This is a genomic window from Rhodococcus sp. NKCM2511, assembly GCF_014905595.1.
Classification (GTDB): Bacteria; Actinomycetota; Actinomycetes; order Mycobacteriales; family Mycobacteriaceae; genus Rhodococcoides; species Rhodococcoides fascians.
In genome coordinates this window covers 2,214,059-2,240,027 of the sequence record NZ_BNHJ02000001.1, presented here as the reverse complement: position 1 = coordinate 2,240,027, position 25,969 = coordinate 2,214,059, and the positions used below count along the sequence as shown (strand labels likewise).

Below are 25,969 nucleotides of genomic sequence, written 5' to 3'. Positions count from 1 at the left end.
CATAGGAAGTCGGTCGAGTGCATAGCCTAAAGGGGAGCGGCGGTTCCGGCGTACCTGTCGTTCGATCCGGGTAGAGCATTCACAATGGGTCGACTAGGTTTGTCACGGGCGATGTAGATCGACGTTGCTGGGCGGCACGTCAGCCGAAAATTCACGCCGTCGAAGCATATGCGTTGAGGAGGTCATCGAGTGTCGCCAGAGGTCGGTGAGCTGTTCGAGGATGGCCGCTTCCCTTTGTCCGCTGCTCAGATGAATATCTACCTCGCTCAGCAGCTGGCACCGGACGTACCGTTCACCATCGCCCAATACGTCGAAATTCGCGGCGATATCGATCCGGCCGTACTGATCCGAGCCACGGACATCGCGTGCAGGCAACTCGAATCGCCCGCAGTGCGGATAGGGCTGCACGACGGGCATCCGTATCAGTGGCGAGACCTCCGGGTGCCGTACGCGATGATCTATCGCGATTTCCGAGACCGCGAGAATCCCGTCGAGGATGCTCAGCGCTACATGAACGAGCAGTACCGTCGCCCCGTCGATCTGGTTCGCGATCAGTTGATCGCCTCCGAGATCATTCAGGTGGGTGAGGCGCACTACTACTGGTACAGCCGCGCCCACCACATCGTCATGGACGGACTCGGCGCGATCTCCGTCCAGGAACGCACCGCGGCGGTGTACACCGCGTTGACCGAGGGCACCGAGATACCCAAGACGCGCGCCATCGGCGTCCGTGAGATTTACGACTACGAGGCCGCCTACCCCAACTCCTCCCGCTACGACACCGACCGCCAGTACTGGCTCGGCCGACTCGACGGCCACCTCGACGCACCCCGATTGGCCGGCACCACGTACACACGCGCAGCACCGAGCGGCGTGACGGTGAGTGTGGGGGCCGTGCTGGACGCAGACCTCACCGAAGCCGTGGCGGCCGTGGCACATCGGTACAACAGCTCCGACGTTCCCGTCGTACTCGCCACGTTCGCGCTGTATCTCGCGCGCATGACCGACACCGACGACGTGATGCTCAGCCTCCCTGTATCGGGCCGAGCGACCACCAAACTGCGGGAATCCTCCGGCATGATGTCCAACGTCGTGCCCCTGCGCATCGGCGTCGAACAGGGTGTGACGGTCGAAGAGCTCCTGCGACGTATTCAGGTGGAACTCACCGGCGCGCTGCGCCATCAGCGCTTCCGCGTCGAGGACATGCAGCGCGAGACCGGCGACGGCACCGGCAGCGCTGCCGCTGGACGCGGAGTGTTCGGCCCCACGGTCAACATCATGATGTACAACAGCACGATTCGGCTCGGCGATGTCATCGGCGAATACCGCGTGCTCTCCAGCGGACCCATCGACGACATGATGGTCAACGTCTACCCCGGAGTTGCCGGCACCAGCACCCGCGTCGACTTCCTCGGTAATCCGGCTCTCTACTCCACCGACGAGCTCGCAGCCCATCACCACCGATTCCTGGTTCTGCTGCGTGCGGTGGTCAATGCCCCTGAGGGCCTTGCGGTATCGGAACTGGATGTGCTCGACGCCCAGGCCGAATCAGCGTTGCTGACTGCACGTCCTGCGGACACGGTGACGCCGGCACCGCTGTCGTCGCTGCTGCGACGCGGTGCGGTGGTGCGTGCCGCGGGCGTCGATCAGTCCAGTGAGGACTTCACCAGGGTCGCCGAACACATTGCTGCACAACTGGTCTCGCTGGGCGCGGGCACCGAGAAGCGTATCGCTGTTGCGATGGAACGCTCCTACGAATCGCTGCTCGCCTCGTGGTCGGTGTCTACGGCCGGGGCCTCGTTCGTTCCGGTCGACCCCGCCGAGCCCACCGAACGGCTGGCCACGGTGTTGGCCGGCGCAGACATCGAATTCGGTATCACCACCAAGGATGTGCTGGAACAACTTCCGAGCACCATCGAATGGTTCGACATCGAGGATCTGCTCGACGCGAACGAGCGTGACCTCGTGCCGCCGGCGCTGCACGTCGACAACGAGGCCTACGTCATCCACACCTCGGGATCTACCGGAAAACCCAAGGCCGTCAGCGTCACTCACCGCGGCCTGGCGCAATTGGCCGACAACGTCGTCGATCGGTACGCCGTCACCGCCGACTCACGAGTGCTGCACCTGGCCTCGCCGGTGTTCGACGCTTCCATCCAGGAGGTTCTCGCTGCCTTCGCGGCGGGTGCCACCCTGGTGATCGCCCCGGCCGATGTCTACGCCGGGCCAGCCCTCGCCGAGTTTCTGGCGAGCGAGAAGATCACCCATCTGATCACCTCGCCGACGGTGCTGGCGACACTCGACCCGGAAGATCTGCACTCCATCGAAGTCTTCGACGTCGGCGGCGAAGAGTGCCCACCCACGTTGCGTGACCGGTTCGCCACTGCTGAGCGGACGATGTTCGACGCCTACGGCCCGACCGAGGCAACGGTATTGGCGACGCTGTCTGCGCCCATGGTCGCCGGTGAGCGCGTCACGATCGGTACGCCGCTGCCGGGTGTTCGTGCGCTGGTACTGGATTCGCACCTGCGGCCCACGCCCCACGGCGGCGTCGGCGAGCTGTATCTCGGGGGCGACGGACTCGCCCGGGGATACGACGGCCAATTCGGTTCGACGGCGGCGCGGTTCGTTGCAGACCCGGGCGTGGCCGGAGCGCGGCTGTACCGGACGGGCGACATCGTCCGGTGGTCGTTCGACGGGTCCTCGCTCGAATATCTGGGCCGCTCCGACCATCAGATTCAATTGCACGGGCGTCGACTCGAACTCGGTGAGATCGAATCCGCAGCAACCTCTTTCGCTGGGGTGACTGCGGCTGTTGCGATCGTTCGCGACGACCGACTGGCCCTGTACGTCACCGGTGCCGCCGACGGGCTCGACGGCCACCTGAGGAACCGGTTGTCGGCGTGGATGATTCCTCGTCACATCGTGGTTCTGGACGCACTGCCGATGACGGCAGGCGGCAAGGTCGACCGCCGCGCACTACCGGCCCCCACCGAGCCGACGGACACCGAGTACGTGCCGCCGCAGACCGAGACCGAACGCGCTGTCGCCGCAGCGTTCGCCGGCGTCCTCGGCGTCGAGGAGGTGGGGCGTGAGCACTCCTTCTTCGAGCTCGGCGGTGATTCGCTCAGCGCCACCCGAGTGCTCGCTCGCCTCGGCTCGGGAGTCTCGCTCACCGCGTTGTTCGCCGATCCCACCGTCCGCGCCGTCGCGGCCGCCATCGATTCCTCGGCCGAGCGTGAAGCGTCGCTCGACTTGCTCGATACCGTTCTGCCGGAGCATGTCCCGCTGTCGTATGCGCAGCAGCGGCTATGGTTCCTCAACCAGTTCGACCCCACATCGCCGGCCTACAACATGCCCATCGCCATCCGGGTCGCAGCGGGTAGCGATGCGTCACTGGTTCTGACAGCCCTGCGCGACGTCGCTGAACGACACGAAGCGTTGCGCACCTACTACCCGGACGACGGCGATGGTCCGCGGCAGGTGGTGCGGCCCACCGACACCGTCCTGGTCGATGTACCGGCGCGCACTGTGCCCGAGCGCCATGTCGACGCCGCCGTCGCCGGGACTGCCGGGCAGGGATTCGACGTTTCGGCCGACGTGCCCATCCGGGCAGCGCTGCTGAGCGTGGAGGAGTCCGGCGACACCGTGGTCGCCGTGGTGGTGCACCACATTTCGATGGACGGATGGTCCCTCGACCCGCTCGTGCGCGACTTCGCGTTCGCCCACGCATCACGCGCGGCCGGTCACGCGCCGACGTGGCCGCGCCTACGCGCGCAGTACGGCCAGTACTCGGTGTGGAACCGGGCATCGGTGGATGCGATTGCCGACGAACAACTTTCGTTCTGGACCTCGGTGCTGGGGGAGCGCGACACCGCGTTGGCGGAATTGCCGTCCGACTTCCCCCGGCCCGCAGTGCAGTCGATGACCACCGACGCGGTTCCCTTCGAGATCGGGCCGGACCTGCATGCGGGTATCCGTGAGCTGGCGCGGTCGAACAACGCGACCACGTTCATGGTGGTCCACGCCGCGGTGGCTGCGGCCCTGAGTCGATTCGGAACATCGAACCGCGTGGTGGTCGGATCGCCGACGGCCGGGCGAGGCCACGAGGCGCTCGACGAGATGGTCGGAATGTTCGTCGGAACACTCCCTCTCGCAGTCACAGTGGACCCGGCCGGTAGTTTCGCCGACCTACTGGGTGCCGTCCGTTCCGCTGACCTCGACGCCTTCTCTCACTCGGACGTGCCGTTCGAGCGCATCGTCGACGCCGTGACGACCGATCGATCGCTGGACCGGCACCCGCTGTTCCAGGTGATGCTGGTATTCGACAATGCACCGCACCGATCGGTCGACGACCTGCCGTTCTCGGTGTTGGAGATCCCCACTCGTACCGCTGAGTTCGACCTCAATCTCATGCTGGAGGAATTCTCCGCCGGACAGGCCGAATCGGCCGGTCTCGTCGGACAGATCGAATACGCGTTGGACCTGTATCGCCGGGCCACCGTCGAGCAGTTCGCGTCGGCAGTGACGGCAATCCTGCACGCGGCAGTCACGGACTCCGCATTTGTCGTCGGCAACCTCGCTCTCGCCGATGCGCCGACACAACCGGCCGAATCCGCCACCGGCACGATCCTCGACGTAATGGTTGGTGGCACAGCAGATTCGGCTGCAATTGATGGCCTGGAATCGCTGACGTACTCGGAACTCGATCGCCGATCCAACCGGATCGCGCGACTGTTGATCGCCCACGGCGTGGGACCGGAAACTCTCGTCGCGTTGTCGCTTGAGCGTTCGGCCGAGTACATCGTGGCGTTGTGGTCCGTGGTGAAGGCCGGCGGAGCATTCGTGCCGGTGGATCCCCGCTACCCGGCGGCCCGACGGGAGCAGATGCTGGGGCCCATCGACATCGGTTTCGGCGGAACGGAACCGGGACTGCCGTGGGTCGAGGAGAGCCACGCGCAGACCTTCAGCGACGCGCCACTGACCGACGACGATCGACTGGCGACGCTCGACCCTGCGCACCCGGCCTATGTAATTCACACGTCGGGTTCCACCGGTACGCCCAAGCCGGTCGTCGTGACGCATCAGGGTGTGTATTCACTGGCGCAGCAAGTTGTTAAGCGTTACGGAGTCGAAGCGACGTCACGGGTGCTGCACGGTTACTCGGTGAACTTCGATGCCGCCGTGCTCGAGCTCGTGCTCGCATTCGGGGCCGGAGCGACCATAGTGATCGCCCCGCGTAACCTCCTCGGCGGTGAGGAGATGGCAGCCTTCCTCACCGAGCATCGGGTGACCCACTACCTGTCCACCCCCGCGGTACTCGCGACGGTGCCCCCGGTTGCCGGCGTCGAGACCGTCGCGGTCGGCGGAGACGTGCTTGGTGCCGGGGTCGTCGACGAGTGGTCGACCGGACGGTCGATGCTCAACGCCTACGGACCCAGCGAAGCCACGGTGGTGGCCACCCTGGCCGAATCACTGCGCGCTGGAGAGCCCGTCACGATCGGCCGCCCCTTGGACCACGTCGGAGCATTCGTGCTCGACGACCGATTGCAGCTGGTGCCACTCGGAGGCGTCGGAGAGCTGTATCTCGCGGGGTCCGGCGTGGCTCGCGGCTACCGCTCCGATCCGGCGTCGACCGCCGCTCGCTTCGTCGCAACCGACGGCGGTGCCCGGATGTACCGGACCGGCGACCTCGTCCGACGTGAGCTCTCGGGTCTGCTCGACTACCGCGGTCGACGCGACGACCAGGTGCAGATCAACGGTGTGCGCATCGAACTGGGAGACATCGAGAGTGCGCTGACGGCACATCCCGACGTCAGCGCCGCGACAACACTGGTGGTCGACAACAGAATTCACGCCTGGGTGGTGGGAACCGGAGAGTTCGACGCGGCCCAGTGGCTCTTGGACCGGCTGCCGTTGTCGATGCAGCCGGCCGTCGTCACGTCGATCGATCGTATTCCGTTGACCGGCAATGGAAAAGTGGACAAGGCGGCCTTGCTTCCGGCGGTGCCGTCGGACTCCGAGTCTGGGGCCGGACGCACGTTGACGCAGGACGTCATCCTCGGAATCTTCGCCGACACTTTGGGAATCGACGCCCCCGCCGTCGACAGCAATTTCTTCGTCCTCGGCGGAGACTCCCTCGCGGCCACCCGCGTGGCCACCCGCATCAGTGCGGTTCTCGGCGTTCGGGTTCCGGTGCGGACGGTATTCGAGGCCCCCACCGCGGCGCAGCTCGCGTCGGCGATCGAGTTGCTGTCCGACAACTACACCGCACTCCCCGCGCTGGTGCACCGCGCCGATGCGGGCTCCTACTCCGGCCTCGCGCCGGCCGAGCGGCGCATCTGGCTGCAGAATCGATACGACCCGACATCGGCGGCATACAACATCGCCTTCGAGGTGACGCTTCCAGAAGTCCTCGACCTTGAGGTGCTGCGCGCGGCGATTGCCGATGTGCTGGAACGGCATACGCCGCTCCGCACGGTCTACCCGTCGACGGGGGACGGGCCCGTGACCGTCGCGCTGGATCCGCAGATCGTGCTGTCGACACTGGACGACGCCCATGCCGGCATCGGCGGGGTGGCGCAGCAGGGCTTCGACCTGACCGTCGAGGCACCACTGCAACTGATGCTCGCGGAACGTCGCGGTGAGCGCGTGCTGACCGTCGTCGCCCACCACATCGCGGTCGACGGCCTGTCGCTACGTCCACTGAGCCGCGACATCGAAACGGCTCTGCTGGCTCGAACGGCCGGAGCCGCTCCGCAGTTCACTCCACTCGCCGTCGACTATCCGGACTACCGGGTGTGGCAACGCGATGTACTGGACGCGGTGGCCGCCGACCAACTCGACTTCTGGCGTCGCACGCTGGACGGTCTGCCGGAATTCCTCGACCTTCCCACCGGCACTCCGGACACGGAGCACGACGCGACTGCAGTGCAGTTCGCCGTCGACGCAGACACTCTCGCGAGTCTTCGATCGCTCGCACATCGACTGGGCGCGACGGTCTTCGTCGTCGTCCACGCGGCGCTGGCGGTCGTACTCGCCGAGGCCAGCGGCACGCGTGACATCGCCATCGGAACCCCGGTATCGGGCCGAGCAGACCCGGCGCTCGACCACCTCGTCGGCATGTTAGTCGGCACCGTCGTCCTGCGGACCGACGTCGATCCGGCGACGACGTTCGAGGACTTCGTGACCGAGGTGCGCAACAGGGATCTCGATGCCTTCGCGAATTCGGACGTTCCGTTCGAATGGGTGGTGGACGCGGTGCAACCCACCCGCGCCGTCGATACGCACCCGTTGTTTCAGGTACTCCTGGCCTTCGGCGACGTCAGCACGCCCACAATCGAATTGGGCCAGAGCGCCGTCAGTCCGCGTCGAGTGGACATCACGGCGACGCAATTCGATCTGGAATTCGTCGTCGAAGAAGCCGATACCGGGATGCTGGGCACACTCGCGTACTCCGCCGACCGGTTCTCGCGGGCGGTCGTCACCGGACTCGCAGAACGTCTGACTACCGTGTTGAACACGGTCGCTGCGTCACCGGACCTTCGTCTCGGCAGCGCAGAGTTCGGCCAGGGTGGATCGGCGGTCGTGTCCCGCCGAGACGGTACGGCCGACCAGTCCACACTGGCGCAAGTATTCGTGCGGGCGGCGAGTAGCTGGCCCGACAACATCGCGGTGATCGGCGACGCACGATCGCTGACCTACCGCGAACTGGACAGGCAATCGAATGCACTGGCCGACAAGCTCGTCCGGTCCGGAGTCGAGCTGGGATCTCTGGTGGCGATCGCCCTGCCACGGTCTATCGAGTACCTCACCGCGATCTGGGCCGTGGCCAAGACCGGTGCCGGCTTCCTGCCGATCGACCCGTCGCAGCCCGCCGCGCGAGTACGGGAAATTCTCGATCGCGCAGCCCCCGCGACGGGAATTGCGCCCGTGGACTTCCATTCGGCCGGAAACGATTGGCTGACGGTCGACGGTGACGAGCTCGACCAGTTCCAGGTACGCGCAGTCCCCGTCGACAGCACGGCGTACGTCGTCTACACCTCGGGATCCACCGGGGCACCCAAGGGTGTGCGGGTGACGCACCGCGGAATCGCGAATCTCGTTCAGAACCAACGAGACCTGTTCGACGTTCAGCCGGCATCACGGGTGCTGCAGTTCGCGTCACCGAGTTTCGACGCGTCGATCTTCGAGACACTGATGGCCGTCGGTGCCGGTGCGAGCGTGGTGATCGTGCCGCCCGACGTCCACGGAGGACGCGAACTCGAAGCGCTCATCGACCGGCACCAGGTGACCCACGCCTGCCTCACCCCGACCGTGCTGCAGGTGACCGACTCCGCGGCTCTGCCTTCTCTTCGTGTGGTCGTCATGGCCGGCGAGGCCGCCAATTCTGCACTGCTGCAGCGATGGTCGCAGGATCGCTCCGTGTTCAATGCGTACGGGCCCACCGAGGGAACCGTCATGAGCACCTGCACCACGCATCAGCGGGACTGGGCATCGGCTGCGGTGACCATCGGCGAACCGACCCTCGGATTCGACACGGTGGTTCTCGATGCCCGTCTGCGACCGGTGGGCACCGACGTCGTGGGGGAGCTGTACCTGGGCGGGGCCGGCCTGGCCGAGGGGTACGTGGGCGACGCTGCGTTGACATCGAGCAGCTTCGTCGCCAATCCCTTCGGCGACGGCAGGCTCTATCGCACCGGCGATCTGGTGCGGTGGGTGGCGCGCGAGACCGGACGCGAACTCGAATACCTGGGCCGAGTCGATTCACAGGTGAAGATCCGCGGCCATCGCGTCGAACTCGCCGAGGTCGAGGCGGCATTGCTGCGTCACCCGACTGTGCGTCAAGCCAGCGTGATCGGGCATGCGAACTCGTTGGCTGCCTACGTGGTGGGTGCGGTCGAAGCGCGAGAGACTCGCGACTTCCTGGCGAGAACAGTGCCCGCCTACATGGTGCCCAGCACCGTGACCGTCGTGGATGCACTGCCGATGACGTTGTCGGGCAAGGTCGATACGAGCAGGCTGCCCGAGCCCGCAGTGATGTCGAGTGAACGGCGCGCGCCGGTCTCGTCCACCGAAGAGCTGGTGCACACCGTGTTCTCCGACGTACTGCACCTTGCCGCCGACGACATCGGCATCGACGAAAACTTCTTCGACCTCGGCGGGCACTCCCTGTCGGCGGTGCAGGTGATGGACGCCCTCGGCGACAAACTGAGCCGTCGAATTCCGATCAGTGCATTGCTCGAGCACCCGACGATCACGGCATTGGCCGCGCGCCTCGACATGGACGACGGGGATGCCGAATCGAGTGGCGCGTTCGATGTGCTGCTGCCGCTGCGGACCGACGGCGTGGGCGCACCTCTGTTCTGTGTGCACCCGGCCATCGGAATTGCTTGGAGCTACCTGTCGTTGCTCGGGGAGACGGACCGCCCGGTGTACGGCCTGCAGGATCCGGGCATCTCGAACCGCGACGCTGCGCCGTCGTCGATCGAGGAGTTCGCTTTCGTATACGCGCGGATGATTCGAGATGTGCAGCCTCACGGGCCTTACCACCTGCTGGGGTGGTCGCTCGGCGGCGTGATTGCCCACGCGGTGGCCGTGCAGTTGCAGTCTGAAGGCGAGGACGTCCCGCTGCTGGCCCTCGTCGATGCGCAACTCGCGGCACCCGACGACGCCGAGGAATTCGGCGTCGACGATCTGGCTCGTCAGCTCGGGGTCGAGGCGACGTCCTTCGAGGACATCGTTGTGGAATTACGGAGTACGCGAACCGAACTGGCGTTCCTCACCGAGGATGATCTGCGCGCCATGTATCGACCGGTCGTCTCGGCTCCCAGCTGGGTCGCGTCGTACGAGCCGGCGGTGTACGCGGGCGATGTCCACTACTTCGCCGCCCGGGGCTCGGACGGCGCGAAGCACTGGACGGCTCTGGTCGACGGCCGGATCTCGGTGACAGAGGTCGATGTGGAACACGAAGACATGCTGGGCGAGCAGGGTGCCCGTGCACTAGGCCGAGTGATCGGCACCGATGCTGTGGGGAAGGGTGTGGCGTGATGAACCAACAACTGGAGCCGTTCGTCGACGATGTGCGGGCGCATTACGACCTGTCGGACGATTTCTTCGCGCTGTTCCTCGATCCGAGCATGACGTACAGCTGCGCCTATTTCGAGCGCGACGACATGACGTTGGAGGAAGCGCAGACGGCCAAGATCGACCTGGCGCTGGGCAAGCTCGATCTGAAGCCGGGCATGACACTGCTCGATATCGGTTGCGGCTGGGGAGCTCTCGTCAAACGGGCGGTGGAGAAATACGACGTCAATGTCATCGGTTTGACGTTGAGTCGAAATCAGTACGACCGTGGCCGCGCGCTCGTCGCCGACCTCCCGACCGAACGCAACGTCGACATCCGGTTGCAGGGTTGGGAGGAATTCGACGAGCCCGTCGATCGGATCGTCAGCATCGGCGCGTTCGAGCACTTCCGACGTCAGCGGTATTCGGCGTTCTTCGCCAAGTGCCGCTCGGTGTTGCAGCCGGGTGGGCGAATGTTGTTGCACACCATCGTCATCACCCCGCCCGACCCAGCCTCCGGGGGTGGACTCACGCGTGAGGATGCGCATTTCTCCCGCTTCATCCTGCGCGACATCTTTCCCGGTGGGCAGTTGACGTTGGTCAAGGTGGTGAAGGCGAAAGCGGCCGAGGCGGGATTCGAGTTGCTCCGCGAGCATGCGCTGGGACCACACTATGCACGCACACTCGACACGTGGGCCGAGAAGCTGATCGCGTCCAAGGACGAGGCCATCGCACTGTCGTCGGAAGCGACCTACGACAAATACGTGCAATACCTCACCGGGTCGTCGGAGCGATTCAAGAACTCACGCATCAACGTTGTGCAGTTCACCCTCGAAGCCGGGGACGCGCTTACGGAGTGATGGTGCGACCAGCCCTTGACTGGGGAGGTCAACTAGGTACTCTGGCTAACGATAGTGGCCATGTTCGTAAAATGCGGGGCAGCGGTTGGGCCGGGGTGGAGACATGAAGAGCATCCGGACTCCGTGGGGTGTGACCCTGCCGTCAGTGGTCTACGCGGCAGTAGTGTCGCTGGCCATCACGCTTGGATCCGCGTTGACGATGGCACGACTCGACTTGCCCTGGTGGGTATGGGTTGTCGAGTTCTTGCTCTTGCTCGCGGTCACGTTTTCGATCACCGAAAGCAACGCCACCCCAGCAGGCGACGGGGTTTTCAACGTGACCAACGCGCGAACACTTGCTCTGTCCGGCGGTGGCCTGGTGCTGTTCGTCGTCTTGGTCGTAATCGTTCTCGTCTTCTGGTCCGAGTGAGACTGCTTCTGATGTAGGAGGAATCCGTGCACACAGTGTTCTGGGCACCACGTTTTGCGGTGGTGTACTTTCTCGCGGCTCTGGCAGCGGTGGTCCTGTTCACTGCCATCGGCGCGAACATGGCAATAGTGGCACCGCTGATTCTGGCCCTGATCGGGATGGGAGTTGCCGTGTTCTTCCGAGGTCGCACGGTTCGCCCATGACGCGTTCCTGAAGCCGGCTCGCAGTGGCTCCGCTCGACTACGCGGCGTCCTTTTCGGGTGGTGGTTCCTGTGTCGACCTGCTCGGGGACTCGGTTGCCGACTCCTCGACGTCCGCTCGGCGAATGCCACGACCGATCCACACGGCAACGAGCGCGCCGATCAGCAACCACACGGCAACAATGCCGAGAACCCACCACACGAGTCGCATTCGTAGCCGGGCGCTGGTTGGATGGGCGTGAAACGCGACCAACGTCGCTCACCCCGAACCGACATTCATCGACGAGGAATGCCCACCATGAAGATTGCTCGACTCGGTGTTGTCAGTGGACTGTTCACCGCCCTGGCTCTCGCGTTCACAGCGGCCACCACCGGCACCGCGGCCGCAGCGCCACTTCCCTTGGTTGGCCCCGGTAGTGGGTTCGTCACCACCGGTGGGCTCGATGATCTCACTGTCTGTTCCATCGCGGCCGTTGGCTACGACGACGCGGGCCGACTCGTCGCGCTCACCGCAGGCCACTGCATCCTTCGGTCGGGACTACCCGTCACGCTCGTCGGATCACCCGCGGCCCCGGTCGGCACTACCGCCGTCGGACATTGGGGGCCGGATTACGGCGTCATCGTTCTCGACCCCACCAAAGTCGTACCCGTCAACAGTCTGGGCGGAGTCACCGTCACCGACATCGGTACCGGATCGGTGGGGCAGCCCGTCTGCAAGACCGGGCTCGGCAGCGGAGTGACATGCGGCAGCATCGTCGACGCGCGCGGCAGCGACCTGATGTCCGACGCGCTCACTGTCTGGTCCGACTCCGGTGGACCTCTGGTCGTCGGCACCACCCTCGTCGGCATCACGAGCCACGCCTCCGGGGTGCCGCTGCTCAGTCCCACCGCGTACGCGTCGGCGGCGGAATCCGTTCGGCTGCTGAATCAATCAGGTGCGCCGGGGGCCGGCTTCCGTCCGGTCTAGCTTGTCGCGTCGACAGCCAACGTCGGCTCTGTTGCTTCCGAGACCGCACTCGGCACGGTACGCAGAATCAAGTCGGCTGCGTCGGCCACGGCCTTGTTGGATGCGACCATCGATGAACCCAATGCTGCTGCTGTGGCGACAGTGTCGGGTGTAAGTACAGCACCGAGCGCGTCTGCCAACTTCTCTGGCGTGATTGCGGACAGCTTCATCGCTCGACCGACTTCAAGCTCGGTGATCCGCGCGCCCCAGAACGGTTGATCTGCAGTGACGGTGCAGATGACCATCGGCAGTCCGGCGCGCATCGCCGCCGCGGTGGTACCGGCACCGCCGTGATGAACAACGGCCGAGCAGTGGGGGAGTACAGCCGCATGGTCGACGTTGCCGACGAAGAACACGTCGGGGTCAGCACGGTCGGGTCCCCGGCGGTCGCCGATGGCAATCAAGCATCGGGCACCGATCAGCTGCCCGGCCCGGCGCACGGTCTCTATCAGCTGGTCGGGATCGGTCAACGGCATGCTGCCGAATCCGACGAAGACGGGCGGGGGTCCCGCTGCCAGCCAGTTGGCCAAAGAGTCTGTGCCGGTGCCGGAATGGCCGTCGGGAGTCGGCGTCAACACCGCTTCGTCGAGCCCTGCGCGCTCTCGTCGCGGCAGGTCGAAGAACCCGACGATGGGCTTGTGCGCACCCCATTCCTCGGCAAGACCGGGCACGATCACCGGATCGTATGCCTGGATCTGCACAACTCCGAACTCGGACAGCCGGGTCGGCAACGGTGATCGTGCTTTCGGGAGACCGAGTCGACGACGAAAAGCGTTCTCGTTCCACCCCGTTGCCCACCAGGTGATGCGGTCGGCGATTCTCCACGACCGTCTCTTCCACGTCGCGGACCAGCCCGAGGTGAGGCCGGGAATCGCGCCCAGGACGCCGTTCTCGGACATCGGTCCGTACCGCAGCACCGTCAACGGGAGCCCGAGTTTCTGGGACAGCGCGAGCGCACGATCCTGACCGAGGGGTGAGACCACCACTGCGTCGACGCCGGACATCGGGGCATCCCCGTCGAGGAACAGCTCGACGAGAGCGTCGTCGAAGGCGCGAAAGCCCGCGCGAACCGTCGCGAGGGCGAACCTGGTCTTCGCGATGGGATTCCTGCTTCGGGCGGTGTTGGCCTCGTCCGACGACCAGGCCGTATGAGTGTCCAGTCCGAGCGGCAGTACCGACTGCACACCGACCGATGTCGCGAAGTCGACGAGGTTGGGCGGTACCGCGACGACGGGACGAGCCCCGCGCGCCTGCAACTCCAACGCCAGACAGACTCCTGGCTGGATGTCACCTCGGCTGCCGTACAGCATGATTCCGATCCGGCGGTCCACCTCGATCATCGCGTTCTCTTTCGGGTCGGTCACCAGAATGTGTGGGGGAGGTCCCACGCGGACAGCTGATCGGTGATCAGGGCTCGCAGCACGGCCTCGTCGCTGAAGTGCTCGGGATGTATTCCGAAGAATGCCAGGGTGATTCGATCTCCGTATTCGACGAGCCACGCGGCCACACCGGGCCCCTGTATGCGGCGCTGTGCCGCAGGCGTGCCGAGCGTGACGGCCCGAACGGTGAACCACGACGCTTCCCGGCCACCGAGCGTCAGTACGTCGTCGGGGACGATGCCGAGATTGGAGACCGTGGTGTCGGGACCAGGGATAGCGCGCATCAGTCGTCCGACGAGCCATCCCGGCAGCAACCGGACCAGTGGTTGGAGGTTGTCGGCGGCTCGATCCGCACCCGATTCTGCGTAGCTGGCGAACGCGCTCTTGCTCAGTGTGCGGATAGGGGAGAGGTCACCCCCGGCGACGACCGGTTTGTCCAGACGAATCCACACTCCGCCCGACGCATTCGCCCGCTCGTCGGTGGCACCCTCGCGTCGGTTCACTGCGATACAGACCCGAAGTCGATCACCGACGGGATAGGCCGATGCCTGCACAATGCCCGCCAGTATCACGGTGAACAGACTGTTCGAGGTGCCACCGTGGTCGGCGGCACGCCGTAACCAGGTATTCCGATCGATGTTGACATTGACGAGTGTTGTTTCGGCACCGGCATTCTCGGGTGCAGCTCCCGAGTCGGGCGGACGTGGTGGCTTCTGGAACGGAAGAGCTTCGCCGGCGCCGGCCGTCGGTGTTACCGCAGTCGACTTCTGCTTACGTGCACGCACGAGTTCGGCGAGCAGGGTGCGAACCGACATGGCCGCGGAGCGAATCTGATCGACGCCGTCGAGCAGATCGTCTCGGATCTCCTGCACACCGCCGAGGGCATCGGGCAGCGGTCGGGTGTGTGCGTGCGCCGCGGCTGCCGCGAGCGCGAGGTAGACGCCCTGCCCGTCAGCGATCATGTGCGAGACCGCCAGCGACACGACCCGACGACCACCGGTGGTAGTCGTCGTCTCGAGCCGCCAGCCTCTGCCCTCGGTGGGTGCCATATCGGACCGCCGGACGGCCGCCTCCGTCCACTCGCCGATCGCATTGTCGTCGATGTCGTTGTCCACGAACACCTGCGGCGGCTGTGTGGAGCGGACCCATGCGTGCCGAGCAGCCGGAATCCTGGTTCGTCGAACCGCGCGGTGCAGCGGACCCTGGGCGAGGCGAGCGCCGAGCATTTCGATCGCGGCCTGCCCGGGGTCGTCGTCGAAAACCCACGCGAATTGCATCGGAGCCGCCATGCCGAAGAGATCCTCCGCAAGCAGATAGGACTCGTCGGAACCGGTCACTCGTGGGCTGGGCCCGACCGCCGCACCCTGTTCCGTTGTTGCCGAATCGGTTTCATCAATAGTCGTGCTCATCGTGCTCCTCACCAGATCTCGTTCGGCAGCTGCCACGCTGCCAGTTCTGCTGCCAACAGATCACGTAACCGCGACGCTCCACCGAAACTGTTCTCATCGAACCCCAACACCGAGAACGTGAACGTGGTGTCGGTGCGTAGTGCCCAGGCCTGAGCGCCGTCACCGAATCGGTACGGCTGGGCCGCATCGACGCCCTGTGCGTTGCCTCGGAACGCAAGGCGTGTTGCGTCGACGTCCCCCCACCGCATCGCCGCCGAGGGGACGACGCCCAGATTGGACACCATCGCGTCGGGCATGCCTGTTCCCGACGTCGCCACGCCGACGAGCCACGACGGCGGAAGCAGCCACGTCAGCGGGTACAGGTGTGCCACGGCGCTCCGGTGCCCGGACTCCAGCCGTTGGTACGCGGCCTTACACGCGGAACGAATGCTGCGTAGGTCGCCTCCCGGTACCGGCTGATCGGTCAACATCACCGACACGCCCGCGGTCGCATTGGCGCGGTCGTCATCGCTGTCACCGCGCCGGTCGACGGGAATTCCCACCTTCACCGTGTCTCCGAGCGGGGCGTATCCACTGGACCTCAGCAACCCGGCGACGACGGCCACGAACAAGACGTTGGCAGTACCTCCGTGTCGTGCGGCTATTGCATCCCAGGCGTCACTGGGAACGGTCACTGTGGCCCACGAGCCCACTGCTTTCGGTGATCTGTCGGCCATCGGTGCCCGGACGGGACGCGTCGGGACCGGGCTGGCGTCGGCCGTGTCGGCACCACCGAATCCTGCGTGTTGGGCCACCACGTCTCCGATGGCCCGCAGTGCGCCTCGGCCCGCGGCCAGAACTCTGCCGGTCGCGTCTATCGTGTCGGCGATGATCGCGCTCGCGGTGCCCGTCTCCGATGTCAGTGCACGCTCAGTGAGTATGTTCGGCGACAACGCGTTCGGTGACACAGCCGCCAGCGCTGCTGCAGCAGCTGTCACCATGGTCTTGCCGTCCGCGGCGAGATGCAGTGCGCACAGCGAAACGACGGTGCCTCCCCCCGCGCGACTGGTCGCGCGCAGCCGCCAACAGCCGCCCTCGACCGCATCCAACTCGACCGAAGCCAACTCCTCCGCCGCCCAGCGATCGATGTCGGAGTTCTCCACTGCGTCGTCGTCGATCCGGCAGGCGGGCTCACCTGTTGCGCGTACCCAGCGTGGACGCGCCCCCGGCACTGTGGGTGGGACGAGCCGTCGGTGCAGGCGTCCGCTCGCCAACGCGGAATTCACCTCGGTGAGCACTGCTTTCGACACCGGGGAGTCCGTGATCCAGACCAGCTGTAGGACTACCGACCACCCGAATGCCCGCCTCAGGAACCAGTAGGTGGCATCTTCATCGGCGAGTCTGCCCTGTACGGAGTGCATCATCGAGTCTGCCCCACTCGTCGCGATGTCACGGCCGTCTCGATGTGGTCGATGGCCTGCGCCAGCGCTACGTCGCCCGTGATCAATTGTGTTGCTGCGCTGACGGTTGCGTGTCTCCCACGGAGGTCGAGCACGCGGGTGAGCGCGCCGGTGAGGAGATCGGCGTCCAGCCGCCGCGCGGGTAGCGTCGCACCTACCCCGAGCCGCTCCAGTTCACGACCCCAGAACGGCTGGTCGGAGCCGTACCAGCAGATCACCGACGGCGTCCCAGACCGCACTGCGGCAGCCGTGGTGCCCGCCCCGCCGTGGTGGACGATTGCCGCACACCGACCGAACACCGCGTCGTGGTCGACGGCCCTCACGACGCGGATGTCCTGTCCTGTCAGGGAATCCGTCGGCAGGTCGTTCCAACCGGTACACAACAGAAGTCGACGACCCAGCCGACGTGTGGCGGTGACAGCAGCGTCGATCATCTGTGCCGGGTCGCGGACCGGCATGCTGCCGAATCCGACGTAGACGGGGGGATCCCCGGCATCGAACCAGTCCGACAGTTCCTCGGTTGAGTGCATCTCGTCGAGGCCGAGTCGAAGCCGAGCCGGTAGTTCCAGGAAGCCGACCACTGGACGGGGTCGGCGGGCTGCGTCGGCGTCCCACACCGGGTCGTTCCGTACCGCGAACAACGGATCGTATGCCTGGATCTCGATTCCTGGTGCCGCTACGAGCTGAGCCGCTGGTGATCGGAGCGCCGGGGCGCAACCCAGACGCTCGCGCAGAAGAGCGTCGCGACGTCGGGTCATGAGTCCGAAAAGCCGGTCGAACAGCCACCATTGCGCGAGAACCGTGCGTGTACCACCCCAGTGCAGACTCGGTAGCGGGCCATGGACCGTGTTGCGGCGTACGGGTGCGTGGTGCAACGAGATCAGCGGCACACCTGCGCTTTCTGCGTACGCGAGCGTGATCTGTTCGGTGGTGAAACCCGTGACGATGGCATCGGCACCGTCCACGATGTCGCCCAGGTCGGTGATCAACTCCGAGTACCCGAGATCACGCAGCTGTGCGACGGCTCTGATCTGGCGCAACGGGTTTCGGCCCGCCTCGGCCCGCGCCTCGGTGACCATCTTCATGTGTGTTCGCGTGTCGGGGCCGAGAGCAGTGGCCTCCAGTCCGCAGCCGCGGGCGAACTCGACGAGGTTCGGCGGCACTCCCACCGAAACCTCGTGTCCCCGTGCGGTCAGGGCTGCGGCAAGTACGACGGCAGGTTGCACGTCGCCGCGAGTACCGTTGATGGCGAACGCTATTTTCACTTGTTCGCCCCCAAGAATTGCGCCGTACCGAGGTATTGCACTACACAGCACCATCTTTCGTCTCACAGGGGCAGATCGGGTGTTGTCGCTTAGACTGATCGGGCTCACCGAGCACCGGGGAACGAAGGGATGCGCATGAAGTTCGTTCTGGCAGCCAATGGAAGCCGCGGCGATGTTCAACCGGCAGTCGCCGTAGGTCTCGAGCTGCGTTCGCGTGGGCACGACGTCGTCTTGCTCGCTCCGCCGAACATGCAGGAGTTCGGTACCGGTGCAGGGTTGTCCACGTCCGTGTACGGAGACAGCACTCGCGCGGTGCTCGAGTCCGATGCAGTCCGCACCCGGCTGAAGTCTGCCGATCCGCGCGCCAGGCTGGCTGCCGCCACCGAGATCACCGTTCGCGGTGGCCGACAGATGCAGCAGGCGTTGCTCGACGCCAGCGAAGGTGCCGACGCGATCATCTCGACCAGTGCGGGACAGGAACGAGCGCATAATGTTTCGCAGGTGAGAGGAATTCCTCACGTGCCCCTGCACCTGTGCCCGATCCGGCGAAACTCCACTACGTCCCTGCTGTCGCAGGCGGGTGTCGATGTGTCCGGCCCGCTCGCGTCGGCAAGTTGGACGGTGGTGGAGTGGCTGTTGTGGAAGGCGTCGAAGCGAGCGGAGAACGACCTGCGTTCCGAATTGGGACTGGGGCCCATGCGAACTCCGTTCGCAACCGCGATCGCCGCGACCGGGATCCCCGAGATACAGGCGTACGACCCCGCTCTGTTTCCGGGTCTGGTCTCCGAATGGGGTGACCGACGACCGTTGGTGGGCTTTCTCGGTTTGCCTGCGTCGGCTCGGGAGGGGGTGGGCGACGTCAGCACAGACGACGACCTCTCGGAGTGGATCGCCGCCGCGGACGCGCCGGTCTACGTCGGCTTCGGGAGCATGCTTCCGAAAAATCCCGACCGACTCGGCGAGGCGATCGTGGCCGCTGCGGACCAGTTGGGAGTGCGGTTGCTGGTAGCCGGTGGGTGGAGCGACTTCCTCGGCAATGCAGGCGAACTCGGAAGTCGAGTGCGAGTGGTGAAGCACATCGACCACGATGCCGTTCTGCCTCGATGCCGTGCTGCGATCCATCACGGCGGTGCCGGCTCGGTCGCGGCCTCGCTGCGCGCGGGGTTGCCCACTGCCGTCACCTGGATCGGTGCGGATCAGCCCATCTGGGGGCGAGCTGTTGCCTCCGCACATGTCGGTTCCTCACTTCCTCTGTCCCGGGTGACTCCGTCGCGCCTCACCGATGTGCTGCGTGATGCCCTGTCTCCGCAAAGGCGAGTTACTGCAACGCAATTGCGTGACAGATTGATTGCCCCGTCGATCGCTGTGTCCCACGCCGTCGATCTGGTCGAGCGGGTCGCGAGCGGCTCACGGTAGCGCGCGCGTGGGTGTCGAGGTGCGCTGCAGCAGTCGTCTCGGGTCGAGCTGCCCCGTTTCGGAATCGTAGAGCCGGAGCATCAACAATCGGCCGGTGTGCAACACCGTGAGTGCCGGCACGTAGATCAATGCGGTACCCGCTGTATAAGAAAACCTCCGATGCAGGGCAAAGGTTCTGGGCAGAAAGCTCATGTACTGCACGAACTCCGGGAGGCTGCTCTGCATACGCCGGGGCGATACCCCCACGGTCAACGACGCGAGGAAGGCGTTGCGACCACCGTCGTCCAGGATGCACAACCCCATGTCGACGTCCTCGAATATGTCCCGCCGCATGCTCACTCGGGTACGTATCCGATTCCACACCTCTCGCCGCACGACCATGTTGGAGCCGTACAGGACGGGGATCTCCTTGACCTCGTCGGAGGGGCCGCGGTCTCCGAGCGGATGCAACTTGATCTTCCACTTGTCGAATCGTCCCGACATCGGCACGTCGTAGGCCTCACCGCGACCGCACAGAGCGGACCATTTGTGGTCGAGATCGGCGGTGAAAAAGTCGACGATGGTCCGCGACCAGTCGTCGCCGACCATCGTGTCGGAGTCGATACGAGCAATGAGATCGCCGGTAGCCGCATCCATTCCGGCGTTGCGTGCGTACACCAGGCCCTGCTCGGCCTCGTGTATCAACCGAATCGTGGTGTGACGCCGGGCAAGATCCCGCACTATATCGGCGGTCCGGTCGGTCGAGTTGTTGTCCACCACGACGATCTCGTCGATGCAGTCGGCTTGCGCCGTCAGGCGTTCGAGGCAGGCCGCGATCGTGTCCTCCTCGTCGAATGCCGGTACCACCACCGACAGCGTCGGAGCTGTGCTCTCGGCGAGGAGATCCATGGTCGGTTCGGTGCCCTCTTCCATCGTGCTCGACTCGCTCACCATCACTCCTGTCGCTTCGGTCGGTCTGTCCAAGCCCATCGTGAAACCCTCTCGTGTGGAACGACTTCAGGTCTTGGCCATGTAGACGCGCAGAGTGACCGGGACGAATACGGCCAGGACCACGGCCGCGCCGATGAGTGTGTACGCCACCTGAAGCCCCGCGTCGGTGCCATCGGCGAGTCCGCGTACCGCCGACACCAGGTGGGAGACCGGGTTGGCACCTGCGATCGTGCGCATCCACGCGGGCATGGTGTCGATGGGGACCAGAGCGTTGGAGACGAAGGTGATGGGCATCAGAACGAGCATCGATACTCCCTGCACCGTGGACGCCTTGTCCAGCAACACTCCCACCAGAGCGAAGATCCAGCTCAACGTGAACGCGACGGTAACGACCAGCAGACATGCCAGTGCGAGGCCGGCGGGGTCGTTCGGACGGTAGCCCATCGCGACTCCGACTCCGACAGTGATCACCGTCGCCACGACGTATCGAAAGGCGTTGGCCGACAACGCGCCTGCGAGAGGCGCGATACGGGCGATGGGCAGCGACTTGAACCTGTCGAAGACCCCCTTGTCGAGATCTTCTCGAAGCTGCACGCCGGTGACCACCGACGCAGCCACGGCGACCTGCACGAGCACCCCGGGAATCAGCAGCGGCAAGTAGTTGTCGACATCGCCGACGATGGCCCCGCCGAAGATGGTCGAGAACATCACCGTGAAGACGATCGGTAGGACGATGACGTCGAACATCTGCTGGGGATTGTGCTTGATCTTCAGCAGCCCCCGAAACGTCATGGTCATCGACTGTGCGAGTGCGGCAGAAAATGGTTGCGCGTTGCGAGGAGTATCGCTGACCGGGGGCGCGGTGTGGGTGATACCGCGCTCTCGACGGGCGAGCCCGTCCGTCGACGTCGTCGTGTTCACGCGGCGGGCTCCTTGCTCGTCGTTCCCGCGCCGGTGATGCTCGGGACACTGTCCAGAACGCGGGGCGATGCGTCGGTCAACTCGAAGAACACGTCGTCGAGCGTCGGCCGAGCCACGTTGACCGCGCTCGCCGAGATCTGCATGGACCGCAGCGCCAGGAGCATCTCCGGGAGACGCTCGATGTCCGGCATGGGCACCGACACGATGTTCCCGTCGTCTTCGACGGTGACCTCGAGCGGCGAGAAGGCCGCGCACGTTCGTGCCGCGGCAATCGCCTGCGTCGAATCGAGCAGCGTGAGTTTCACAGAGCTGCCGCCCACCTTGGCCTTGAGTTCGTCCACAGTCCCGTTCGCAACCACCTTGCCGCGATCCATGACCGCGACACGGTCTGCCAACGCGTCGGCCTCGTCCAGATATTGAGTGGTCAGCAGCACTGTCGACCCGGCTGCCACCATGGCTCGCACGGTGTCCCACATCTGTGCGCGGGTGCGGGGGTCGAGCCCGGTGGTCGGCTCGTCGAGAAAGAGCAGGCGTGGGCGCGTGATCATCGAGGCGGCGAGGTCGAGGCGTCTGCGCATACCACCGGAGAACCCACGAACCTGTCTACGTGCGGCATAGCCCAGTCCGAACTCGTCCAACAATTCGGCCGCGCGGGCACGGGCGCGACGCCGTGATGCGCCGACGAGTCGGGCAAAGATGAGGAGGTTCTCCTCGGCAGTGAGATCTTCGTCGACCGATGCGTACTGCCCTGTCACACCGATCATCGACCGCACGATTCCAGCCGAGGTGCGCACGTCGTGGCCGAATACTGTGGCCGAGCCGGAGTCGGGTCGCTCCAGTGTTGCGAGCATCCGCACTGTGGTCGTCTTACCCGCACCATTGGTACCGAGCACGGCGAACACTCCGCCGACAGGAACCTCGAGGTCGACGCGGTCCACGGCGACGGTCGACCCGTAACGACGAGTCAAACCTGATGCAGCGATGGCTAATTCGGAATCCGTCATTCGCCTACTCCCGTGCTGTGACCGACGGTGGACGAGTGGTGGTACCTCGTCTTCCGGCGGGCAGTGATGTGGTGTGGTCGTCGCACCTCGGTTCGGTGTTGGCACCTGTGGCTTTGTCGGTCGAACGTTATAGGCGCGAACGAGGCGGTGCAACAGATCGGCATCGGCGCTGCACGGGGAGAAGTGTTGCATCCGTGCATCGTTCGTAACGGTTGATCGCTCGACTACTGGCAGTGAGGTGGGGTCGTCCGGCAGAGGAACCGCTGTTCGGACGTGGCCCCATCGGGGGCTTTACATCTCCGAAACATGCTGGTTACGTTGAGAAATCGCAATATCCGCGGGGAGTCGCGTCCCTCGCCGGGCAGCAGTGATCGCCCGATTGTGACATGATCGGACCGTATCTCCGGCAGTGACGAAGTCCACTCGCACTCCACTGGACGTGGCAGCTCCTGGGGTCGATGCTCGATGTGTGCACCGCCTCTGCTGATGTCGTCGATGCTGTTGACAATAAGCAGGATTCGGACCACAGGGTCCGAATGTGCGGTGCAGAACCATCGTGTGAGGCATGTAGTGTCCACAACGAAGTTATCGGATCCGCACGCGCGCAACGCTATTGACGAAGTGATACTCCGACGCTTTCCCAACGGACAGCGCGTCGCCGGAAAGCAGGTGTCGAGCAGTGAAATTCACCGAAATCGCTGATTATCAACTCCCTGGTGGGAGAGTTACCAAGTTCTCTCCGCAGGCCGACTCCGGCACGTTCCGCTGGGATCCCGACGATCGTCCTCTCGCGTACGACCACGAAACGTATGTACGTCGAGCTGCTTCCGGAAGAGCGGAAAGCTCATGGCTCGGAGCTGTATTCGAAGTAACCGGTCATCTCGACACGGCGGCGATGAACCGAGCTCTGTTGGCGTGGCACCGCCGCCACGAAGTGTTCCGAACGACTGCAACGATCGCGGAAGACGGCGCAGGAAATCAACATCTCGTCCGAAGGACGTGCGCACCCGACCGCCTCCGTTTCGGTTCGACCGACCTCGGCTGGATCGACGCGGACGCCGTCGGGACCACACTGACCGACATGTTCGACGGCGAACTTTCGCCACTGCGATGGCCACATTGCATGGTCGTCACCATCTCGGACGCGCCCGATGTCGGAGAGGATCGGTTTCTCCTTCTGTTCGCCGCCGATCACTCGGTCATGGACGCGTACTCGATGCTGTTGTCGATCGGTGAGCTGTCCAGGCTGTACGACGCCGAGTTGCGCAGCCAGTCCGTCGAGATGTCCGATATCGGCAGCCACGTCGACTTCAGCGTGCGAAGCCGCACCATGGGTAACGAAGTGACGGTAGTGCACGACACGGTCGAGCGATGGCGGCAATTCCTCGCCGCGACCGGAGGGTTCCCCGCACTGTCGTCGGTCGCCGCGACGCGTTCGCGGACCAACTTCTCGCCCCCGGCGGACGCAGTCCAGCGGGGGTGGGCGTTGCAAGTGGCCGGCGGGGAACAAGTCGCAGCGGTGAACTCGGTATGCCGCGCTGCGGGCCACACGACGCAGACCGCGGTGATGGCGGCGATGGCACTGGCCCATCGCCGACTGACCGGGGAGCCGACTCTCAGACTGGTGATGCCTCTCCACACCCGTGACGAGGCCAGATTCCTGGAGTCGGTCGGCTGGTACGTGGGCATCGGGCCGCTCGAAATCGACGTTCGACACGCGCGCACCTTCGCCGACGCATTGAGCGCCGCTGCCACCGGTATCTCCGCGGCCAAGAAGCTCTCTCGGGTTCCCTTTCCCCGCGTAGCTGAACTGCTGGGCACGGTGGCCGAACCGCAATTCGTCGTCTCCTACCTCGATCTTCGTTTCGTCGCCGGAGCCGCGGACTGGACCGCGAGGCGGGCACAGACGTTGCGCAGTGCCGCCAGGTCGGAATCCGAGGTCTACATCTGGGTGGCCAGGACCGCCGAGGGCATCACGGTCTCGGCACGGCATCCGGCGGACGACGCCGCGACAGCGGCCGTGACGGACCTCGTCGTCTCCACGTTCGAGACCATGTTCGAGGTGATCGACGCCGGAATCGGCGCCCCTGTCGGTGTCGACTCCGTCGGTCTCGATTCCGTAGGTGCGGCCGACGTGCACATCGCCTGACGAGAGGGAAACAGTGAAGATCACCGCGCTCGATTCGTGGCACTCGGCTCCCGGCACCACGATCGAATGGCATCCGACCGTCGACTCGGTCGCCAGAACCGCCCATGCCTCGCCGACATTCGGAGGCCTGACGTTTCTGGCCGAGAACCACGTTCGTGGTGCCCACGCTGCGGCCCTGAACGGCCGACCTCACCTGTCGTACATCGGTTCGGGAACCACTCTCGACGGGGTGCTGAACGAAGCGGCGATGACCAGCGCCCTCACGCAGTTCGTCGCGCGTCATTCGATCCTTCGCATGTGGTTCGACGTCGAAGGCGGCACGGTGGTGAGCCGCTCGCTGCCGGCGGACGCGGTGGAATTCGAGGCCACCGTCGGATCGCGGCTGACGAATGCCGCGGACGTTCACGATCACATCCGGGCCCGGTTGGGTGCGGAGACCCGTAGCGACTCGTACCCCGGCTTCGCGTTCGGCGCGATCGTCCGCGAGGACGACTTCTCGATCTTCTTCGGTGCCGACCACGCCCTGAGCGACGGCTCCTCCCAGGCCTTGGCACTGACCGAGATCGTCGGCTTGTATCGCCGAGCTATTGCCGACCCCGAGGACACGTCGACGCCGGTGGCCGAGTCCGCCTCAGGTGGGTTCGCCGAGTACGCGCAGATCGAAGCGACACTCGCCGTTACACATGTCGCCGGCACCGACGAGTTCGCGGCGTGGAAAGACACGTTCACTCGAAACGACCTGCAGATGCCCAGGTTCGCCCTCGACCTCGGACTGGCACCGGGCGAGACCGCACCGGTGAAACCGATCGAGCTGCCACTGCTCGACAGGGCAGGCATCGCCGGCTTCGACCGCGCCTGCAAAGCCGTGGGCGGACGGTTTCTCGCCGGACTCTACGCGGCCCTGGCGATCACCGACCACGAACTCGGCGGAGTCGACAACTACTACGGCATGACCGTGTTCGATTGCCGTGCAATGCTTCCCACCTATGCGGCCGACCAAGGGTGGATCTGCTCGTTCGCGCCGGTGGAATTCGCCGTGTCCGGGGCATCGACCTTCAGCGAACTCGTCCCGCGTGCCAACGTCGGCTACGAACGCGCCAAGAAGCTCGCGACGGTGCCGGTAGGAGCTGCAATGGCAGCCATGATGGCTGCAGGCGCGTCACCCGAGGCAGTGGTCACTGCGCCGAATATGCTCTCGTACATAGACTTCCGATGGTTTCCCGGCTGCGGAGACGACGCCTACGATCGTGGCGTCATCTTTACCGGCGAGGGACGCACGGGCAATGCGTCGCTCTGGATCAATCGTGATCACGACAGCGTGTATCTCGGTAGCCAAACCCCGGATGCCCCGTTTGCGCAATATCAGGTGCGACGGTATTTCGAGCATCTCGCCGCGGTGATCGACCGGGTGGCTCGAACCGGAGATCGGGCGATTTCTCCGACAACGGACCGATCATGCCGTTATTTCGATCGGCCGGTAGGTACGCGCAACAGCGCGTAGTGAACTACCGTCCGAT

At 65.1% G+C, this 25,969-nt stretch carries 15 protein-coding genes; 8 read left to right on the top strand and 7 right to left on the bottom strand.

Annotated features, from left to right (window positions below):
• The first annotated feature begins 249 nt into the window (after positions 1–249).
• The 5 genes from JLZ96_RS10265 (at position 250) to JLZ96_RS10245 (ending at position 12,501) form a co-directional block, all read left to right on the top strand.
• Entirely contained in the window at positions 250–10,050 is a 9,801-nt protein-coding gene (locus JLZ96_RS10265) for a non-ribosomal peptide synthetase (RefSeq protein ID WP_236253874.1), read from the top strand.
• Entirely contained in the window at positions 10,050–10,925 is an 876-nt protein-coding gene (locus JLZ96_RS10260; RefSeq protein ID WP_201010001.1) for a cyclopropane mycolic acid synthase family methyltransferase, read from the top strand. Before JLZ96_RS10265 ends, JLZ96_RS10260 begins: the two co-directional genes overlap by 1 nt.
• Before the next feature lie 103 nt (positions 10,926–11,028).
• Positions 11,029–11,334, top strand: a complete 306-nt coding sequence (locus JLZ96_RS10255; protein WP_201010000.1) for a hypothetical protein — start codon at positions 11,029–11,031, stop codon at positions 11,332–11,334.
• 26 nt (positions 11,335–11,360) lie between these two features.
• On the top strand, positions 11,361–11,537 hold the full coding sequence (locus tag JLZ96_RS10250) for a hypothetical protein (protein WP_179275063.1): 177 nt from the start codon (positions 11,361–11,363) through the stop codon (positions 11,535–11,537).
• 295 nt (positions 11,538–11,832) lie between these two features.
• Positions 11,833–12,501 (top strand): hypothetical protein, encoded by a 669-nt coding sequence (locus tag JLZ96_RS10245; protein ID WP_201009999.1) that lies wholly within the window; start codon positions 11,833–11,835, stop codon positions 12,499–12,501.
• Here the strand turns inward: JLZ96_RS10245 and JLZ96_RS10240 are convergent.
• From JLZ96_RS10240 to JLZ96_RS10225, 4 genes are read right to left on the bottom strand one after another with little or no spacing between them, the layout of a single operon-like run.
• Positions 12,498–13,904, bottom strand: coding sequence for a glycosyltransferase (locus JLZ96_RS10240; protein WP_236253873.1), 1,407 nt, complete (start codon positions 13,902–13,904; stop codon positions 12,498–12,500). The two genes, JLZ96_RS10245 and JLZ96_RS10240, sit on opposite strands and share 4 nt — an antisense overlap.
• A complete protein-coding gene (locus tag JLZ96_RS10235) occupies positions 13,901–15,328 on the bottom strand; it encodes a hypothetical protein (RefSeq protein WP_236253872.1) in 1,428 nt (475 codons plus the stop codon). The genes JLZ96_RS10240 and JLZ96_RS10235 overlap by 4 nt, the downstream gene beginning before the upstream one ends.
• An 8-nt stretch (positions 15,329–15,336) precedes the next feature.
• The gene (locus JLZ96_RS10230) at positions 15,337–16,731 is read right to left on the bottom strand and encodes a hypothetical protein (protein WP_201009998.1); all 1,395 of its coding nucleotides are present in this window, start codon (positions 16,729–16,731) and stop codon (positions 15,337–15,339) included.
• Positions 16,728–18,032, bottom strand: a complete 1,305-nt coding sequence (locus tag JLZ96_RS10225; RefSeq protein ID WP_201009997.1) for a glycosyltransferase — start codon at positions 18,030–18,032, stop codon at positions 16,728–16,730. Before JLZ96_RS10225 ends, JLZ96_RS10230 begins: the two co-directional genes overlap by 4 nt.
• Positions 18,033–18,167: 135 nt before the next feature.
• On the opposite strand from JLZ96_RS10225, the gene JLZ96_RS10220 reads away from it, so the two are divergent.
• Positions 18,168–19,448, top strand: coding sequence for a glycosyltransferase (locus JLZ96_RS10220; protein WP_201009996.1), 1,281 nt, complete (start codon positions 18,168–18,170; stop codon positions 19,446–19,448).
• Here the strand turns inward: JLZ96_RS10220 and JLZ96_RS10215 are convergent.
• From JLZ96_RS10215 to JLZ96_RS10205, 3 genes are all read right to left on the bottom strand, one after another.
• On the bottom strand, positions 19,440–20,381 hold the full coding sequence (locus JLZ96_RS10215; protein WP_201010696.1) for a glycosyltransferase family 2 protein: 942 nt from the start codon (positions 20,379–20,381) through the stop codon (positions 19,440–19,442). The two genes, JLZ96_RS10220 and JLZ96_RS10215, sit on opposite strands and share 9 nt — an antisense overlap.
• A gap of 63 nt (positions 20,382–20,444) precedes the next feature.
• Complete coding sequence (locus tag JLZ96_RS10210; protein WP_048318110.1) at positions 20,445–21,251, bottom strand: ABC transporter permease; 807 nt, start codon at positions 21,249–21,251, stop codon at positions 20,445–20,447.
• 44 nt (positions 21,252–21,295) lie between these two features.
• On the bottom strand, positions 21,296–22,303 hold the full coding sequence (locus tag JLZ96_RS10205) for an ATP-binding cassette domain-containing protein (RefSeq protein WP_201009995.1): 1,008 nt from the start codon (positions 22,301–22,303) through the stop codon (positions 21,296–21,298).
• A gap of 679 nt (positions 22,304–22,982) precedes the next feature.
• Here JLZ96_RS10205 and JLZ96_RS10200 point away from each other — a divergent pair.
• Together JLZ96_RS10200 and JLZ96_RS10195 are read left to right on the top strand one after the other, a co-directional pair.
• A complete protein-coding gene (locus JLZ96_RS10200) occupies positions 22,983–24,452 on the top strand; it encodes a condensation domain-containing protein (protein ID WP_201009994.1) in 1,470 nt (489 codons plus the stop codon).
• Positions 24,453–24,465: 13 nt separating this feature from the next.
• Positions 24,466–25,953, top strand: coding sequence for a condensation domain-containing protein (locus tag JLZ96_RS10195; RefSeq protein ID WP_201009993.1), 1,488 nt, complete (start codon positions 24,466–24,468; stop codon positions 25,951–25,953).
• The last annotated feature ends 16 nt before the right edge of the window (positions 25,954–25,969 follow it).